Annotated in this window: 10 protein-coding genes and 2 pseudogenes; 3 read left to right on the forward strand and 9 right to left on the reverse strand. The window is 62.9% G+C overall.

Translation table 11 applies throughout. The annotated features are described in order from the left end of the window. Nucleotides 1–67: 67 nt before the first annotated feature. From P3R38_RS05240 to P3R38_RS05250, 3 genes are all read right to left on the reverse strand, one after another. On the reverse strand, nt 68–826 hold the full coding sequence (locus P3R38_RS05240) for a siderophore-interacting protein (RefSeq protein WP_023378993.1): 759 nt from the start codon (nt 824–826) through the stop codon (nt 68–70). Continuing rightward, a complete protein-coding gene (locus P3R38_RS05245; RefSeq protein ID WP_023378994.1) occupies nt 823–1,365 on the reverse strand; it encodes a PadR family transcriptional regulator in 543 nt (180 codons plus the stop codon). The genes P3R38_RS05240 and P3R38_RS05245 overlap by 4 nt, the downstream gene beginning before the upstream one ends. 119 nt (nt 1,366–1,484) lie before the next feature. Beyond that, nucleotides 1,485–4,610: a transglycosylase domain-containing protein gene (locus tag P3R38_RS05250; protein WP_023378995.1), complete on the reverse strand. Its 3,126-nt coding sequence runs from the start codon at nt 4,608–4,610 to the stop codon at nt 1,485–1,487. 392 nt (nt 4,611–5,002) lie between these two features. On the opposite strand from P3R38_RS05250, the gene P3R38_RS05255 reads away from it, so the two are divergent. After that, the gene (locus P3R38_RS05255; RefSeq protein ID WP_023378996.1) at nt 5,003–6,421 is read left to right on the forward strand and encodes an amino acid permease; all 1,419 of its coding nucleotides are present in this window, start codon (nt 5,003–5,005) and stop codon (nt 6,419–6,421) included. Between the two features lie 52 nt (nt 6,422–6,473). Here the strand turns inward: P3R38_RS05255 and P3R38_RS05260 are convergent. From P3R38_RS05260 to P3R38_RS05280, 5 genes and pseudogenes are all read right to left on the reverse strand, one after another. Then, a pseudogene (locus P3R38_RS05260) lies at nt 6,474–6,808 on the reverse strand (FMN-binding glutamate synthase family protein); the annotation flags it as partial. A 705-nt stretch (nt 6,809–7,513) separates the two neighbouring features. Further along, nucleotides 7,514–7,774 (reverse strand): hypothetical protein, encoded by a 261-nt coding sequence (locus P3R38_RS05265; protein ID WP_023378997.1) that lies wholly within the window; start codon nt 7,772–7,774, stop codon nt 7,514–7,516. A gap of 347 nt (nt 7,775–8,121) precedes the next feature. Continuing rightward, nucleotides 8,122–8,724, reverse strand: a pseudogene (locus P3R38_RS05270) (RHS repeat-associated core domain-containing protein); the annotation flags it as partial. 465 nt (nt 8,725–9,189) lie between these two features. After that, on the reverse strand, nt 9,190–9,564 hold the full coding sequence (locus P3R38_RS05275; RefSeq protein ID WP_277686883.1) for a hypothetical protein: 375 nt from the start codon (nt 9,562–9,564) through the stop codon (nt 9,190–9,192). A gap of 296 nt (nt 9,565–9,860) precedes the next feature. Beyond that, nucleotides 9,861–14,147 carry a DEAD/DEAH box helicase gene (locus P3R38_RS05280; RefSeq protein ID WP_277686884.1) on the reverse strand — a complete coding sequence of 1,429 codons (4,287 nt, stop codon included), beginning with the start codon at nt 14,145–14,147 and terminating at the stop codon, nt 9,861–9,863. A gap of 160 nt (nt 14,148–14,307) precedes the next feature. On the opposite strand from P3R38_RS05280, the gene P3R38_RS05285 reads away from it, so the two are divergent. Next, nucleotides 14,308–14,721, forward strand: a complete 414-nt coding sequence (locus P3R38_RS05285) for an NUDIX domain-containing protein (protein WP_023379001.1) — start codon at nt 14,308–14,310, stop codon at nt 14,719–14,721. Here the strand turns inward: P3R38_RS05285 and metR are convergent. After that, nucleotides 14,705–15,622 carry a transcriptional regulator MetR gene (gene metR, locus P3R38_RS05290; protein ID WP_023379002.1) on the reverse strand — a complete coding sequence of 306 codons (918 nt, stop codon included), beginning with the start codon at nt 15,620–15,622 and terminating at the stop codon, nt 14,705–14,707. The genes P3R38_RS05285 and metR overlap by 17 nt on opposite strands. 197 nt (nt 15,623–15,819) lie before the next feature. Between metR and P3R38_RS05295 the strand changes: the two genes are divergently transcribed. Beyond that, nucleotides 15,820–16,815, forward strand: a complete 996-nt coding sequence (locus P3R38_RS05295) for an alpha/beta hydrolase (protein ID WP_277686885.1) — start codon at nt 15,820–15,822, stop codon at nt 16,813–16,815. Nucleotides 16,816–16,835: the final 20 nt, after the last annotated feature.

Consider the following 16,835-nt stretch of genomic DNA (forward strand, 5'->3'; position numbering starts at 1 on the left):
CCTCATCGCCAGCAAGCTGGCTCCGGCAGGTACCGCGTGGCACCCGCAGGAGCTGGCTCGATACTCATCACTCGTCGTCGGCAGTTCCATCGGCACGCCAGTAGGCGGCGGCCTTCAATGCACTTTCCTTGACGCCTTTTTCCAGCAACAACGCCTTGACCTGGCGGGTCAGCGATTTCTCCAATGCGACCCAGCTGTACAAGTCGCCCTCAGGCAAGCCCAGTGCTTCGATTCGGGCGAGCAGATCTTCATTTCGGTGCACCCAGATTATTTCCAGCTGGGCCTTGCTCTCCAGGGGCTGGCGCTCCTGATCGTCTTCGATCTGGACGACCGCCAGCACTTTGCGACCCGCTGGCAGTTCTTCCAATCGGCGGCCTATGGCGGGAATGGCAGTTTCATCGCCGATCAGCAGGTAGCTGTCGAAGATGTCTGGTACCACCATCGAGGCACGTGGGCCGGCGATGTCCAGTGTCTGTCCTGGGGCTGCCTGTGCGGCCCAGGTCGAGGCAGGACCATCGCCATGCAGGACGAAGTCGATGTCCAGTTCGTTGTTGACCAGGTCGATGCGTCGTGGCGTGTACTCGCGCATGGTAGGCCTGACGCCCCCGTCCCGCCCGAGATTGCGAGCGTCGATGGCCTGCTGCTGTTCGGCGGTTTCGGCGAACAGCAACTTGATATGGTCATCGCTGCCGAGGCTGGTGAAACCTTGCAACTCCTGGCCGCCGAGGGTGATTCGGCGCATGCGTGGGGTCAGGTCGGCCACCCGCAGCACGTGCAGGCGGCGCTGGCGAATCTGGTGGTTGACGCGGTGAATGGTGTCACTCATGGATGGTTCTCCGTAACGGGGTCGGCTGGCCCCGAGGCGATGGCCTTGGCCGTGTCGTTGAGCAGGTTGCGCACGCGTTCGATCTCTTCGGCAGTCCAGCGGCCACTGTGCATGTGCAGGGCATGACGCAGGTTGCCGACGGCTTCGTGAATCTCGGGTGGACGGTCATGCCCGCGCAGGGCGCGCTTGCTGACTTCGATGCGCATGCGCACGCCGTCCAGGGCAATGGCCTGCTCGCTCAGGGCGTTGCGGCCCGCTTCGGTGATGACGTACAGGCGTTTGCTGCCTTCGACCTGGCCGCTGATCAGCTCGGCTTCTTCAAGGAAGTTGAGGGTGGGGTAGATCACGCCTGGGCTAGGGGTGTAGTTGCCGTCGAACAGGCTTTCGATCTGGCGGATGAGGTCATAGCCGTGGCCAGGCTGCTCGGCCAGCATCGACAGCATCAGCAGTTTGAGATCACCGGGCGCGAACACCCGAGGGCCGCGTTCGCCCCGGCCGGGGCGGCGCTCGAAAGGGTCATGGGCAGCAGGGTCGCGCATGGAAGGTGGCTCCGTCTGTTTAGATATATCGCAAGATATTACTCAAGATATATCTAAAGACAAGACGAAAAATGCGGATGATTATCATCTAAAGCTTCGATCAATCCGCTACAACACCCTCAGTTTTGGCCCTGCATCGCCACTTGTGGCGGTTTGCACTCGTTCGGGTTACCTGGCTCCAGGTAGGGCATGAGAATTGGTGCCATGCCCTTGAGCACCTGTACCGGTAAGGCCGAGGTGAATTTGAATGCTTCCGCCGAACGCCCCGGCACGAAGGCGGTGAGCGTGCCGAAGTGGTTATCGCCAAGGAAGAACACGAAGGTCGCGGTTCTGTTCAACGAACGGGAACCGATCAGCCGACCGCCCGCGCCGAAGCTCTCGATCCGGTTGTCGCCGGTGCCGGTCTTGCCCCCCATCACCAGCGGGGTGCCGTCATGCAGTTTGAAACTGCCGGAGATACGCCGCGCGGTACCGGCGTCCACTACCTGGGACATGGCCCCTTTGAGTGCGCGCGCAACCTCGACTGGCAAGATCCGCTGCCCCCGGTCCGGGTCGCTGATCAGCTTGGTTTCATAGGGCGTGTTGGCGGCGAAGTGCAGGGTATCGATACGCAAGGTCGGCAGCCGCACGCCATCGTTCTGGATGATGCCGACCAGCTCCGAGAGCGCCGCAGGACGGTCGCCGGAGCTGCCGATGGCGGTGGCCAGCGACGGGACGAGGTGATCGAACGGGTAACCCACGCGTTTCCAGCGTTGATGAATGTCGAGGAAGGCCTCGATTTCGACCATGGTGCGAATGCGGCTGTCGCGGGCGCCCTGATGACGGCTCTTGAACAGCCAGCCATACACTTCCTGGCGCTCGAAACGGCTGGCATTGGCCATTTCGGTGGGCGTTGCGCTGGGGTTCTTCAGCAGGTAACCCAGCAGCCACAGGTCCAGTGGGTGGACCTTGGCAATAAAGCCTTGGTCGGGCAGATCGTACTTGCCGGGGCCGTAGGCCTCGTACATCTCCACCAGGCGACTGTCGGTGAGCTTGGCGAGGGCTTTCTTGTCTTCCTTGCTGTGAGCGCGGACGAAGGCATTGAAGGTTTCCTGGCCGGCTTCAGGGAACAGGTAGCGATGCACCGCGGCCAGGCGCTGAGGGGTGATACGCATGCTGTCGAGGAAGGTGTCCAGGCGTTGTTGCGAGGTCTTGCGCTGGTATTTCTTCCAGAAACGCATCAGGTAGTTGGTGCCTTCCTTGTCGGCGAAGCGGGCCAGGTATTCCTGGCGCCGTGGGTCGGCGTCATCCTTGAGCAGCGCCACGCGGTTGAACGGCTGCTGATAGGTCACGTACCGCACCAGGTCGCGCATCAGGCGGATGAACGGCAGGTTGATCGATTCGCGCAGCGCTTCCTTGAGGGTGGGGTTGCGGCTGTTGTCTTCCTTGCGGAAGTTGTTGAACACATGCATGCCGCCGCCGGTGAAGAACGCTTCGCCGGTGTTGGCCGAATACTTGCGCTCAAGCGCTGCGTCGAGCATGGCATCGAGGCTCTGGTTCTTGGCGTTGAGCATCAGCCATTCCAGCGACCACTGGGTGATGCGGTCGAGCTCCGCGACCTCGACTTTCTTCAGCTCGGCGGCAGGTTTGCCGGCGTATTTGTCGTGCAGTTCGGCGATGATTTCCAGATAGGTAGTGAGCACACGAAGCTTGGCTGTGGAGCCCAGTTCCAGCTTGCTGCCCTCGTTGATATCGAACGGCTGGTCGGTGCTGTCGGTCTGCACCCGAACCCGCGATCCGTCGGCTGTGCGTTCGAACAGCGTGAAGCTGTAGCGCACTTGGTCGGTGGTCTTGGAGGTCAGCAGGCGCTCGCCGATCAGGCCGATCTGCGCGGCGAATTCAGGGTCGGAGAGATTCTTCAGGTACTGGCTGGCTTGCATCTGCAGGTCGGCCTGCAGCGTGCTGGTGGCCGACAGGTCGAGGCGGTCCAGGTCATACAGCGGCCGGTTGAGCATGGCTGCGAGGCGGTTGCGTGCCAGGCTGATACCCTTGTTGGTGATGATCGGCACGATGGTCGGTTGCGCCACCCAGTCGCGGTACACAGCCTTGCTGGCCAGTGCGGCATCGGCGGTCTTTTTGTCGACCACGCCGTTGGCCGCCAGCAGGCGAATGTGGGAGTCGGTCAGTTCGGCCAGTTCGACCCGACCCTTGGACAGGTAATGGGACGGACGGCGCTGGGCGATCATCAACGACAGCACCTGGCGCAGGGCCAGGCCGCGCGCGGCCATGCTGTCCGGGTCACTTGCCGTAGCGCTCAGGGCCTGATTCACCTGGTCGAAATCGGCGCCGTACCAAACCCGCAGGCCCTCCGCCATGCCGTGGACCTCGCCATGGCCAGGGACCGCCGACAGCGGCACGCTGTTGAGGTAGTCGCGCACGATGCGCTGGCGGGCCTCGGTGGTGTCCGGGCCGCCTTGGTAGGCCCGCACGCTGGCGGAAATCATCTGGCGGATTTTCTCGGCGCCGGAGACGGTCAGGCCATCGGGGGAGTGCCTGTATTTTTCCAACTGGGTCGCCAGGGTACTGCCACCGGCCGACTGCCCTGGCAGGGCCAGGTACTTGGCCACCTGGCTGTAGGCCGCCTTGGCGAAGCGTGGCCAGTCCACTGCTGGGTTGTTGCGAGGGTCCTTGGCATCGAGCAGGTCGCGGTTCTCGATGAACAGCAGGCTGTTGACGATGACCGGAGGGATCGAACTGAAGTCCGGGTACAGGTGTTGCGGGTAGTTGTACTGGTACAGCGTGTCGCCGCGACAGTCGGTGATCGACAGGCCCGCCTGGATCTTCTCGATATAGGGCGCAAACAAGCCATGATCGACATAGTTCATCAGCGCCGGCGAGAACCGTACTTGCTCGCTGATCAGGTAGTCGCGCTTGAGCAGGCGTGGCAGGAACTCGCCCAGCGCGCTATAGCCCAGGCGTTTGTCGAACGGGCCTTCACCGGGATAGACGATGGCGTCACTGGGCCCCGGTTGCAGCGAGTAGGTAAGTGTGGCGGCCAGCTTGCTGAACTCCCGGGACTGCAAGTTCGAGGTGCGGAACTCGTCATAGGCGGCGAAGCCGATGGCCACGAGCGCCACCAGCAGGATCAGCAGGATCAACCGCCACCACAGCCGACGCTGACGTGGGGGCTTGGGTTGTGGCGTCTCGGCCAGAGGTGTCTCGGGTGCTTCCGTTCTGGTTGGTTCCGATTGCCACAGTGCGCCCATAGTCTTCAATCCGGCCAGGTTTTTTCGTATTGCTTGCCTGAAGCTTAGACGTTGGCCGAGTCAGGTGAAAAATTTGTAGGAAGAACATAAAGCTGACGTGGGAATGCGGCTTTGGTGGCGCATTCGTTCAAGGCCGATATTGCTATGGTAGCCGTGCGAGAGGGCCCACTGGCACCTGCCAGCGACGGAAGTTTTCCCCAAATCTTCCGTTTTTATAGTGAAAAGCCCTACGACAGCCTTCCTATACTGCTCGGCCCCTTCGCCTTGCCGACCGCTCTATTCCGGCATGCGGGCCCTCCCACAAGGCTAGCCCGACAAGCAACGCCACGCCTATCGGCATGGCTGAGGCTGCACGAAGGTCAAATCCAATAACAAAATGAGGTTGTATTGCTATGCCAGTCGGCAACCACCCTGCCCACGGCGAGACCGTCCAAGGCGGCCCGCTCAAGCGTGAACTGGGCGAACGGCACATTCGTCTGATGGCGCTGGGCGCCTGTATCGGTGTCGGTCTTTTCCTCGGTTCGGCCAAAGCCATCGAAATGGCCGGCCCTGCCATCATGCTTTCCTACATCATTGGCGGCCTGGCGATTCTGGTGATCATGCGCGCGCTGGGCGAGATGGCCGTGCACAATCCCGTCGCCGGTTCCTTCAGTCGCTACGCCCAGGATTACCTCGGCCCATTGGCGGGCTTTCTTACCGGTTGGAACTACTGGTTCCTGTGGCTGGTGACTTGCGTTGCGGAAATCACCGCCGTGGCCATCTACATGGGCATCTGGTTCCCGGACGTGCCTCGCTGGATCTGGGCCTTGGCCGCCTTGGGCAGCATGGGCGCCATCAACCTGATCGCGGTCAAGGCATTCGGTGAGTTCGAATTCTGGTTTGCCCTGATCAAGATCGTCACGATCATCGCCATGGTGCTCGGTGGCATCGGCATCATTGCCTTCGGCTTCGGCAACGACGGTGTGGCCGTGGGTATCTCCAACCTGTGGAGCAACGGCGGCTTCATGCCCAATGGCGTGACCGGTGTGCTGATGTCGCTGCAGATGGTGATGTTCGCCTATCTGGGCGTGGAAATGATCGGCCTGACCGCCGGTGAAGCGCGCAACCCGCAAAAGACCATTCCACAGGCCATCGGCTCGGTGTTTTGGCGCATCCTGCTGTTCTATGTCGGCGCGCTGTTCGTCATCCTGTCGATTTACCCCTGGAGCGAGATCGGTAGCCAGGGCAGCCCGTTCGTGATGACCTTCGAGCGCCTGGGCATCAAGACCGCCGCTGGCATCATCAACTTTGTGGTCATCACCGCAGCGCTGTCGTCGTGCAATGGTGGCATCTTCAGCACCGGGCGCATGCTCTACAGCCTGGCGCAGAATGGCCAGGCCCCAGCGGCTTTTGCCAAGACCTCCAGCAACGGCGTGCCGCGCAATGCCTTGCTGTTGTCGATCGGTGCGCTGCTGCTGGGTGTGCTGGCCAACTACCTGGTGCCTGAGAAGGTGTTCGTCTGGGTGACCTCGATTGCCACCTTCGGTGCGATCTGGACTTGGGTGATGATCCTGCTGGCCCAGATCAAGTTCCGCGCCGGGCTGTCCACGGCTGAGCAGAAGGGCCTGAAGTACCGCATGTGGCTGTGGCCGCTGAGCTCTTACCTGGCGCTGGCGTTCCTGGTGCTGGTGGTGGGGCTGATGGCGTACTTCGAGGATACCCGGGTGGCGTTGTACGTCGGTCCGGCGTTCCTGGTGCTGCTGACGGTGCTGTACTACACGCTGCGCTTGGCACCGAAAGAGGAGCAGGGCGCGGTCGGCACGGCGTCTTGATCTGAGATTCTCGGGGCCGCTTCCATTGGGGGCGGTCTCGATTCGCAAGCGCTCAAGCCACCGTTTCACCCTGCGGCTCGAAGCTGTCTGCCCGTGCCATTTGCCACATACTCGAGTAGAACTGGCCATCCACCTCACCGGTAAGCCGCTCCCCCGGCTTGAGGAATACTGCATCTGCGAGAACAGCTTGATCTCGGTGGCCGACACGCGCCGCACCAGGTGCTTGGCTTCCAGTTGGGCCGGATGCTCCAACCCCGCCGCCGCCAGCATTTCGGCCAGGGCGCGCAGTGTGTTGTGATGGAAGTTCAGCACCTGCTGGGCCTTGTCCGGCACCACCAGGGCGCGTTGGCGCAATGAATCCTGGGTTGCCACGCCGGTCGGGCATTCTTCCCGCACCGCCCCCCACGCCTTGTACTGCCCCGCCCACGCAACGTTGCCGTGCTGATCGGTCAGCTCCATCGGCGTGCCCAGGTGATCGCAGTGGTACCAGGCAATTGCATGGAACGCCTGCGGCGGCATCGTCATTTGCCACAACGGATCCTGATCGAAGTCGTACTCGCGCTGACGCCAATCCGGCTGCCTGTGCAGCACGATCGGGCGCTTGTGCAGGGCCTGTGCCACCGGTACGAAGCTGCCCGGTTCATACAGGTAATGCACAGTACGCCCGGTATTGCCATCGTCCCGCTTCCGGCCGGTCCCAGTAGTGCGCTACCGTATACTTATGCAGCCGGCCGCCAAAAGTCGCGGTGCGAACAGTACGGAAAAGTGCTTCCCAGATATGTCAGACGCAGTTCGACACGACTCGTAGGATGCGGACTACATCAGGCGGGATGAGTAAACGTGGCCTTTAAAGGTGCGAGATTCGTGGGCAGCCTGGCTGGGGAAGATCGCTGGGCTTGCCCGCGTGTGGGGATACTTAGGGAGACACTGCATAAATAGCCAGCCGCCCCGGCGAGTCTGCTTTTTCTTGCCGGTGTATTCGAGTTCGGAGAAGGTCTTTTGCATGCGCGTAACAAAGCTCACGGAGGAGGCTGGTTGAGGGGGCTCAGTGTGCCAAGGGTAGGGGCGGCTGGCTATTTATGCAGTGTCTCCCTAAGGGATATCTTCAGTTTTTATGCTATTTAACCAGTGATTTAAATCTTCTTCGGTGTATAGATACTCCCTGTCTACACCATGAAGATCTAAAGCGCCCAGCAATTCTAAATACTTAAGTACAACCTTGTCCGCTATCCTTAAATCGTCATCCTCGTAGATGGCGAAAGCCCATCTCGCCACTTCGCTGCGTGATTCGACCCCATCAATCACAAGTTTTATTTTATTTATCATATCGCTGCGAGTTGGTTCAATATTCAAGTCTACCTCCTGCCGATATACTTACCGCTTGCTTCAAATATGTGGTGATTTTTTTCGTGCGTTATCGGCTTCGGCGCAACGCTTCGTATATTGTTGTAGTGATCTACCGTTTCATACCAGGTTCTTCGTTCATCGGTGTTAGGATCCCATTCTCGTACCAATCTAGCACCTTTCATTTCGCCTGGAGTCCTAGGCGACTTCACCTCTCCATAAAAACGATAACGCCCATTCTCTAACTCTTTTGCTCCAGCACTGCCGTATTTCTCATACTGAGTGTAGTATCGATTCAGTCTTTGTTGATTGATCACGCTAGTGGAAGTTTCAGTCAGTTTGCAAACGCATCCAGACAAACCCAGCGGATCAATCCATTGTGTAGAGCTTGGAACATAAACATATAAATTCAGTCCACCGCTCAACCCTATTGGATCTTGGCTTGTAAAGCGAGAGCCCTTTGAGTCATAGTACCGATAACGGTTGTAATGCAGCCTGGTCTCATGATCGTGATACTGCCCCTGGAAGCGAATCGGGTTACTCATCCCGACCTGCTTGGCCCACTCCGAACGCTCCTCCCGCACCTCACCCCACGCCTTGTACTGCCCCGCCCAGGCAACGTTGCCGTGCGGATCGGTCAGCTCCATCGGCGTGCCGAGGTGATCGCAGTGGTACCAGGCAATCGCATCGAACGCCTGCGGCGGCATCGTCGTTTGCCACAACGGATCCTGATCGAAGTCGTACTCCCGCTGACGCCAATCCGGCTGCCTGTGCAGCACGATCGGGCGCTGATGCAGGGCCTGGGCCACCGGCACGAAGCTGCCCGGTTCATACAGGTAGTGCACCGTGCGCCCGGTATCGCCATCGTCCCTTGGCGGTGAGCTTTCCCAGGCCAGGGTGTCGCCGTCCCAGCCGAACAGGGTGAAGCCACAGCCGAGATCACGTTGGCGCTTGGCCTGGCCCAGCGTGTCGAGGAAGCGCGGAACACGGGCGGCCAGGCGCTCAAGGGTATCGATCAGGGGCTGCAACAGTTTCGGCAAGGCTTCGTCGAACTGTCGCGCAACGCCGTTGTAGGCGCTCTTGAGCAGGCCTTCTCCAGCATTGGCGAGGGCCGCGGCGGCCAGGGTCCAGGCGTCGACTTCGAACAGGGAGTCGTACAGCGCCACCTGGGCCAGCTGTTGGCGGGCCTGGGCACGGTTGGCCTCGGCGTCGAGGTTGCCGCTAGCGGCGTCCTTGAGCAGCCCGGCCAGCCCACCGAACAGTTGGCTGGCGGTCTGGCCGGCGGCTTCGAGCATGGCAGGCAGTTGCTCGAGGGCGCCGTCGACGTAGTGCTCCAGCTCACCGCGAAGGTTGGCGTGCAGGTGGCCTTCGAGGATTTCCAGGAGCACCGCGCCCAAGTTGGCCCGGGGGTTGCGCCGCAGCTTCTACCGGGTCAGGTGCAGCACCGGCCGCAGCACCATGCGCGCCCGTGCCAGGCCGAGCGGAACCGGCACCACGCCAATCAGGTTGATGCCCAGGCTGACCCATTGCAGCGGATCGTTGCTGGGATTTCGTACCAGCTCGGCGATATCGAGCAGCGCATCCACCAGGGCGAAGGCGTTGGCCACAACCGGCACCGAAGCTTCGAGGTGATAACGCACCGATTGCAGGTCGAGCAGACCGCAGCTGATGTCCTGCAGCCACTGGTCGACGGCGGCGGCAGCGGCACCGAGGTCTTCGCGCAGCAGGGTTTCCAGCGGGGCGATGGCGATCTGGACCTCGCGCTCGGACAGCGCGGATCCGGGGGAACCTTGGGGCATTTGGCAGGCCTTCCTAGCCGGGGGATTACCCCGGGAAATCCGAGAAGGCCAAAGGGTATGAGTGGGGTTACCTGACTAGATGCCAGGCTAATTCGACCTGTACTGTAGGGAAGATCGACTTGCACCCATCAGTGCGTGTGTATCAATCTCGGCGGTCGCGCGCGTCTGCCACTGACGTGACTGGCCAAAAACAAACGTAGGAGCGAGCCTTGCTCGCGATGCGCCGCGCGGGCGGCGCTCGATCTCCTAGGCGCAGAAACCTCATCCTGGTGCCCGTAGCCCCCCCTGAATCCCAGTCAACCCCCACCCATGTCACGCAACAGCTTCTGCTTCCAAACCGCCTGCTCCCCTGCTACCCCCTCCACCAGGTAGCTATAACGCCCAGCCACCCGCGCCGCCACCGGCACGCCATCGCGATAAAGTAGACGGTTACCCGCGACCGCGGGCACTTTCACCCCAGGAAGCAACGTCCCGATCAGGTTCAGCGGGTCGCTGGCGCTGATGACGATCAGCGACCCATCCAGTGCTCTGCGCCTTACCTGGCGCAGCAAACCGATCGCTTCCGGCAAGGCGAATTGCTCACCCGCCAGCCCGGCAATGAAGCGTCCCCCCCGAATCTCCCCTCGCGCCTCCAGCCGGTGATAGCAACGCAGCAGTTCACGCCAGGGCGGCAGCACATCGCTTTCCCGCTCCAGCAGCCGCCAGCAGATCACCCCATAGCGGCGCAGCAGCGCGCGGGCGACGTGTTCTGTACGCTGGCCTTCGTCCACCGGGCCACTGCCTCTGCGCAGCAACGCCCAACGTCCGGCATGGGCCATGCTGCTGGATAGCGGTGAGTGGCCGCGGCGGCTGTTGCGCGATGCGCGTTTCGCCGCCGGAGTGATAAGGCTGCGCAACCCGGTGAAGCTGTCGGCGCTTACCAGTCCGGCTCCCACCAGCTCCTGCAAGGCAGCTTCCAGCTCGCTGGGCAGCAGATGGGCCTCCACGACCAGTTCGTCGAAGAACAGTGCACCCTGCGCGCGCAGCGCCTCCAAGACCCGTTGCGCCCGCCCGCCCAGTGCTTGCGCTGCAGGCTCGGGGGCCAAGCTGCGCCACAGGTTCATGTGCTCGCGTGGCAGCAGGACCAATGGCGTACTGGACAAGGTGTTGCTCGCCGTTGTCGTGGCCAGTCGGCTCCAGGCGAACTGCCCGCTGCGACAGGCATCGTCGAGCCAGTGCGGGCTGTAATCCTTGATCCGTGCAGGTAGCAGCTCTGCTTCCCATGCCCCGGCAGCGCTGGGGAAACCTTGCAGTTGGGCCAGCACATGGGCCACGGCCTGCGGGCCGCGCAGGCGTTCATCCGCTGCCAGGTGCTGCCAGTCGAACAGAAAACGCATGAAGTCCTGCAAACTGACCGGCTCGATCTCCCGACGCAGGCGTTTGACCGTGTAACGATGGATGCGCGCAAGCAGGTGCCGCTCACACCACTGCGGTTCGTCCACCCCAGGAGTGAAGTGGCCGCGCAATACGTAGCCCTCTCTTTCCAGGCGGGCTAGCGCCTGCTCGACGTCAACAGGGCGCTGGCCCAGCGGCGCGGCGATCTGGGCCACGGTCTGCGGCCCGTAGCCACTCAGGCGGGCACGTAGCAGCTCGCTCAATGCGTTGTCCGGGTCGATGCCCTGGTCGAAGCCCGGCAGCACGTCCAGCGCCGGCTCCAGGGGGGATGCCGGATAGAGCGCCCGCAACAGGCTCAGGCGCTCACGCGCCAGCCAGAGTTTCGCTGCGGTCAGGCGCATGGCTCGTCCGGCCTTGGCGAGCTGGCGCAGCAGCAAATCCCAGCTGGGGTTGGCCTGGACCTCTTCATGGCCGATGGCGCCCAGGCTCATCAAGGCTTCATGCATCTCGTCGGCATTGCCCGGTCGTGGCCATGCCTCGTCCTGTACGCTGACGATCGCATCGGCGTCCAGCGCGCCGAGGTCATCGCGGCTGTTCACCGTGTTCCAGCGCCGGTTGAGCACCGCCTGGGTGCGCCGCTCTTCCAGCGGGGCATCGTCGAGGAAGGCATACGGCCTGGCATTGAGAATCGCCGAGGCCAGCGGCGAGGGTGTCGGCAGGTCACGGCTGAGCAAGCGTACCTCGCCGCTTTCGATGCGTCGCAGCAAGGCCAACCAACCTTCGCTGTCCATGGCCTCATGCAGGCAATCGTCGAGGGTTTGCTCTACCAGCGGGTGATCGGGTATCTGCCGCTCGCCGACGATGTTCTCCAGGCAAGCGATCTGGTCGGGAAACACCGAGGCAATCAGGTCTTCACTTTTCATCCGCTGGATCTGAGGGGCTACCTTGCGGCCGCCGACAAAGCGCGGCAGGGCCAGGGCCACCGATGCTGTCCAGCGCCAGCGCACGCCGAACAAAGGGGCATCGAGCAAAGCCTGGACCAGCATGTGTTCGGCGCTGCGGCTGGACAGGTAACGCCATACGTCGTCGAGCTCGAAGCTGTGGCTGGTGGACAGCGACAGCACGATAGCGTCTTCGCTGGCCGCTGCCTGCAACTCGAAATTGAAGGTGCGGCAGAAACGCTTGCGCAGGGCCAGGCCCCAGGCGCGGTTGATCCGGCTCCCGTAAGGCGCGTGGATGATCAATTGGGTGCCGCCCGACTCGTCGAAGAAACGCTCCATCACCAGGGTCTGCTGCGAAGGCAGGGCGCCCAGCACCTGACGGGTACGGCCCAGGTAGTCGAGTAGCTGGCTGGCGCAGGCTTCGTCCAGTTCGAAGGTGGACTGCAGCCATTGCAGCACTGGCGGGAAATCGCCACCACTCATTGCCAGGCGTTCGTCGACCCGGGCTTGCAGGCGGGCAACCGCGGCAGACAACTCATCGCTGCGGCCCGGCGCCTCGCCGAGCCAGAATGGAATGGTCGGTGGCAGGCCATGGGCGTCTTCGACACGTACTCGCCCAGGTTCGACCCGCAGAATGCGGTAAGAGGCATTGCCTAACTGGAAGATGTCGCCAGCGATGCTCTCGACGGCGAAGTCTTCGTTGACGCTACCGATGTTCAACGCCTGAGGTTCGAGCAGCACCGCATAGTCGGCGGTTTCGGGGATGGTGCCGCCACTGGTCAGCGCGGTGAGCTGGCTGCCCCGGCGCCCGCGCACCGTGCCACTGACCGCGTCGCGGTGCAGATAGGCGCTGCGCACGCCCTGTCGGCCGTTGTAGCCATCGGCGAGCATGCGCAACAGTGCTTGGTAATGGCCCTCGTCGAGTTCGGCGTAGGGCGTGGCTTTGCGCAGCATGTCGAGCAGCGCGGACTCCGCCCAGGGCTGGTTGCTCACTTCCGCGACGATCTGCTGGGCGAGTACGTCCAGGGGCGCTTTGGGGACGCGCAGTTCATCCAGGTCTCCCCGGCGCACGCCGTCGAGCAGGGCCACGCACTCGATCAGCTCGTCCCGTGACGTGGGAAACAGCCGCCCCTTGGGCACGCCATCGACCTGGTGCCCGGATCGGCCGACGCGCTGCAGGAAGGCGGCGATCGAGCCGGGTGAGGCGATCTGGCACACCAGATCGACGTCGCCGATGTCGATGCCCAGCTCCAGCGAGGCGGTGGCCACCAGCACTTGCAGATCGCCGGCCTTGAGCCGTTGTTCGGCGGCCAGGCGATACTCCTTGGCCAGGCTACCGTGGTGCGCGGCCACCGCATCGTTGCCCAGGCGCTCGCCGAGGTGACGGGTCAGGCGCTCGGCCAGGCGCCGTGTGTTGACGAAGATCAGCGTGGTGCGGTGTTCGCGGGCCAGTTTGGCGAGACGATCGTAGACCAGGCCCCAGGCATCGGTGGACATCACCGCCTCCAGGGGAACCGGTGGTACCTCCAGTGCCAGGTCACGCTGGCGTACGTGGCCGACATCGACGATCGCACAGGGGCGCCCATGCCCGACCAGAAACTGCGCCACCCGCTCGACCGGTCGCTGGGTCGCCGACAAGCCGATCCGCCGCAGCGGTCGCCCGGCCAGCGCCTCCAGTCGCTCCAACGTCAATGCCAGGTGGCTGCCGCGCTTGTTGTCGGCCAAGGCGTGGATTTCATCGACGATCACCGTGTGCACACTGGCCAGGCCTGCGCGGCCCGAGGCCGAGCCCATCAGAACGTACAGCGACTCGGGTGTGGTCACCAGGATGTGCGGCGCCAGCTTGCGCATGGCGGTGCGTTCTTTCTGCGGGGTATCGCCGGTGCGCACGGCGGTGGTGATACGCGGTGCCTTCAGGCCTTGCTCTTCCAGGACTTTGGCGATGCCTTCGAGCGGTGCCTGCAGGTTCAGCTGGATGTCATTGGACAGGGCCTTGAGTGGCGAGACGTAGACGATCTGGGTGTGAGCGGGCAGCGCGCCATCTCGGTCAAGGCCGTCGCGAAAAAGCTCGTCGAGTACGGCCAGGAAGGCACTCAAGGTCTTGCCCGAGCCGGTCGGTGCGGCGAGCAACATCGACCGTCCGGCATGAATCAGCGGCCAGGCTTGAGCCTGGGCATCGGTGACCGTGGCGAAACGGCGGCGGAACCAGGTGCCGACGGCGGGATGGAACAGCTTGAGCACCGGGTGCTGGTGGGCTGGCAGGTTCATGTGTTGGTTATGGAGGGTTAGCGTCGGGTTGGCAAGGGGCCGTTCGTCGTTGATCTTCTGTAGACTGTAGCGCCCCAATCGTCGGCAAGCTGGCTCCTGCGGGTTTGGCAGGGGCTGGCGATCAGGCCCTCCTATGCATTTATTTTCAGCGAGCCCTTCAATGTCCAACACCATCCGCATCGCCGCCGCCCTGCTGATCGACCCGCAAGGCCGTACCCTGTTGGTACGCAAACGGGGAACCCAGGCTTTCATGCAGCCTGGCGGCAAGATCGACGCGGGCGAGTCGCCGGCCCAAGCCCTGGTGCGCGAGCTGCATGAAGAGCTGGGCCTGCGCGTCGATCCCGACGCCGCTGTGCACCTGGGCCGCTTCAGCGCTCCGGCTGCCAACGAGCCTGGATTCGAAGTGCAGGCCGAACTGTTCCGCGTCGACTGCGCCGAGGCCGTGGCCCCGGCGGCGGAAATCGAAGAAGTGATTTGGCTCTCGGCAGAGGAGGCCACGGCGCTTGACCTGGCTCCGCTGACCCGCGACCTGATCCTGCCGCTGTGGCGCGACGGCCTCAACGCACCGCGCTGACCCCATCGAGGGTGGCGAACGAAGTGTCCTTGGCGGTCAGCAGGAAATCGCGCATGTACGGCGCATCGAGCATGTCGGTGCGCACCGCTGCGTAGAGCGTGGCGAACAGGCCTTTCTCGCCCAGGCGCTTGCCCTTCACATAGCCCCGCGAACTGTATTCGTGCAGCGCCCAGTGGGGCATGCCGCACACCCCACGGCCGCTGGCCACCAACTGCATCATCATGACCGTCAGCTCGGACGTGCGAACAGCCGCCGGCTCGATGTCGGCCGGTTCGAGGAAGCGGGTGAAGATGTCCAGGCGGTCGCGCTCGACCGGGTAGGTGATCAGCGTCTGGTCGATCAAGTCCTGGGGCACGATGTACGGCTTGCTGGCCAGCGGATGCTGGTTGGCCACGGCGAGCATGGCCTCGTAGGTAAACAGCGGTACGTAGGTGATACCGGCCAGGTCCACCGGGTCGGATGTCACCACCAGGTCCAGGTCGCCACGGGCCAGTGCCGGCAAAGGGGCAAAGGCAAAGCCCGAGGCCAGGTCCAGCTCCACCTCCGGCCAAGCGTCGCGGAACTGGTCGATGGTCGGCATCAGCCACTGGAAGCAGCTGTGGCATTCGATGGCCATGTGCAGGCGCCCAGCGGTACCGCCGGCCAGGCGGGCGATATCGCGTTCGGCGCCGCGCAGCAAGGGTAGGGTGGCGTCGGCCAGTTGCAGCAGGCGCAGACCGGCGCTGGTGAAGCGAATGGGTTTGGTCTTGCGCACGAACAGCGGCATGCCCAGGCGCTCCTCCAGTTCCTTGAACTGGTGCGACAGCGCCGATTGGGTCAGGTGGAGGCGTTCGGCGGCCTCCACCAGGCTATCGGCCTCGCGCAGGGCATGAAGGGTTTTCAGGTGGCGGATCTCCAGCACGGCTGACTCCGAGGGTGAAACTGGGTTGAGAAGGGATTCAGTTGAGTTTCCCTCATGTTGCCCCTGGCTGTCGACTGGCCTTTGGTACTGACCGCTCAGCAGGGTTCATCAAACTGTCACCGAACTGTGGCAGCGCGCCCGAACAGATTTCATCAGACTCACGCTCTACTGGGGATATGCATTCTGGTGTTTCTTTCATGCGGGCCTTCTTGTTCTTTTTGTGCTTCGTTTTCAGCGTACCGACTACCTTTGCCACCGGGCGCTGCGATGCCCAGGTACCGGTGCAACGGGCTGAGATCGGTGAGTTGAGCCTGGTGTACCAGAGCGTCGGCGCGCCTAGGGACCCGGCTTTGCTGCTGGTGATGGGCCTAGGTGGGCAGTTGATTCATTGGCCCGACGATGTGGTGCAAGCGTTGTGTCGCCAAGGGTTTCGGGTCATTCGCTACGACAACCGCGATGTTGGCCTGTCGCGCTGGAACCAGTTGCCACCCTCGGCCAACCTGACGGTCGAGTTGCTGCGTTACAAGTTTGGCTTGCCGGTGGCCGCGCCTTACACCCTGACCGACATGGCGCGTGATGGCTTGCGGCTGATGGATACACTGGGGATAGGGGATTTCCATGTGCTGGGGGTGAGCATGGGCGGCATGATCGCCCAGCACATGGCGGCCATGGCGCCAGAGCGGGTTCGTAGCCTGACACTGGTGATGTCCAGCTCCGGTGCCGCAGGCTTGCCGGCACCGAACCCTGCCTTGGTCCAGCTGCTGGCCCGTCGCAGTGCGCCGAACCGGCAAGTGGCCATCGAGCAGCAGGCGGACTTGCTGGCTGCGCTGGGCAGCCCCGAAGTCCAGGATGATCGGGCGGTGTTGTTGCAGCAGGCCGCGGCCGCCTATGACCGGGCGTTCAATCCTGAAGGGGCGAAGCGCCAGATCATGGCGATTCTCGCTGAGCCAAGTCGGGTCGAGTTGCTCAACCAACTGCGGGTGCCAACGCTGGTGGTGCATGGCACCGCCGACCCGCTGTTGCCGGTGATGCATGGTGTGCATCTGGCAGCGCACATTCAGGGCAGCCAGTTACGGCTGATACCGGGGTTGGCGCATCGGTTCCAGGAGCCGTTCAAGGCGCCGTTGCTGGGGGCGGTTCTACCCTACCTGCAGTCGCAACGCGAAGGTGTCGCGCACATTGCCGGGCTTTGAACCGCAGGCACGCGGGTTCC

This window comes from Pseudomonas sp. NyZ480, assembly GCF_029537255.1.
GTDB lineage: Bacteria > Pseudomonadota > Gammaproteobacteria > Pseudomonadales > Pseudomonadaceae > Aquipseudomonas > Aquipseudomonas taiwanensis.

Excerpts from the sequence above, each read along its gene's own strand:
- P3R38_RS05240 (WP_023378993.1), bottom strand. The coding sequence starts at position 826 with ATGAGTGACACCATTCACCGCGTCAACCACCAGATTCGCCAGCGCCGC.
- P3R38_RS05245 (WP_023378994.1), bottom strand. The coding sequence starts at position 1,365 with ATGCGCGACCCTGCTGCCCATGACCCTTTCGAGCGCCGCCCCGGCCGG.
- P3R38_RS05250 (WP_023378995.1), bottom strand. The coding sequence starts at position 4,610 with ATGGGCGCACTGTGGCAATCGGAACCAACCAGAACGGAAGCACCCGAG.
- P3R38_RS05255 (WP_023378996.1), top strand. The coding sequence starts at position 5,003 with ATGCCAGTCGGCAACCACCCTGCCCACGGCGAGACCGTCCAAGGCGGC.
- P3R38_RS05275 (WP_277686883.1), bottom strand. The coding sequence starts at position 9,564 with ATGCCCCAAGGTTCCCCCGGATCCGCGCTGTCCGAGCGCGAGGTCCAG.
- P3R38_RS05280 (WP_277686884.1), bottom strand. The coding sequence starts at position 14,147 with ATGAACCTGCCAGCCCACCAGCACCCGGTGCTCAAGCTGTTCCATCCC.
- P3R38_RS05285 (WP_023379001.1), top strand. The coding sequence starts at position 14,308 with ATGTCCAACACCATCCGCATCGCCGCCGCCCTGCTGATCGACCCGCAA.
- P3R38_RS05295 (WP_277686885.1), top strand. The coding sequence starts at position 15,820 with ATGCGGGCCTTCTTGTTCTTTTTGTGCTTCGTTTTCAGCGTACCGACT.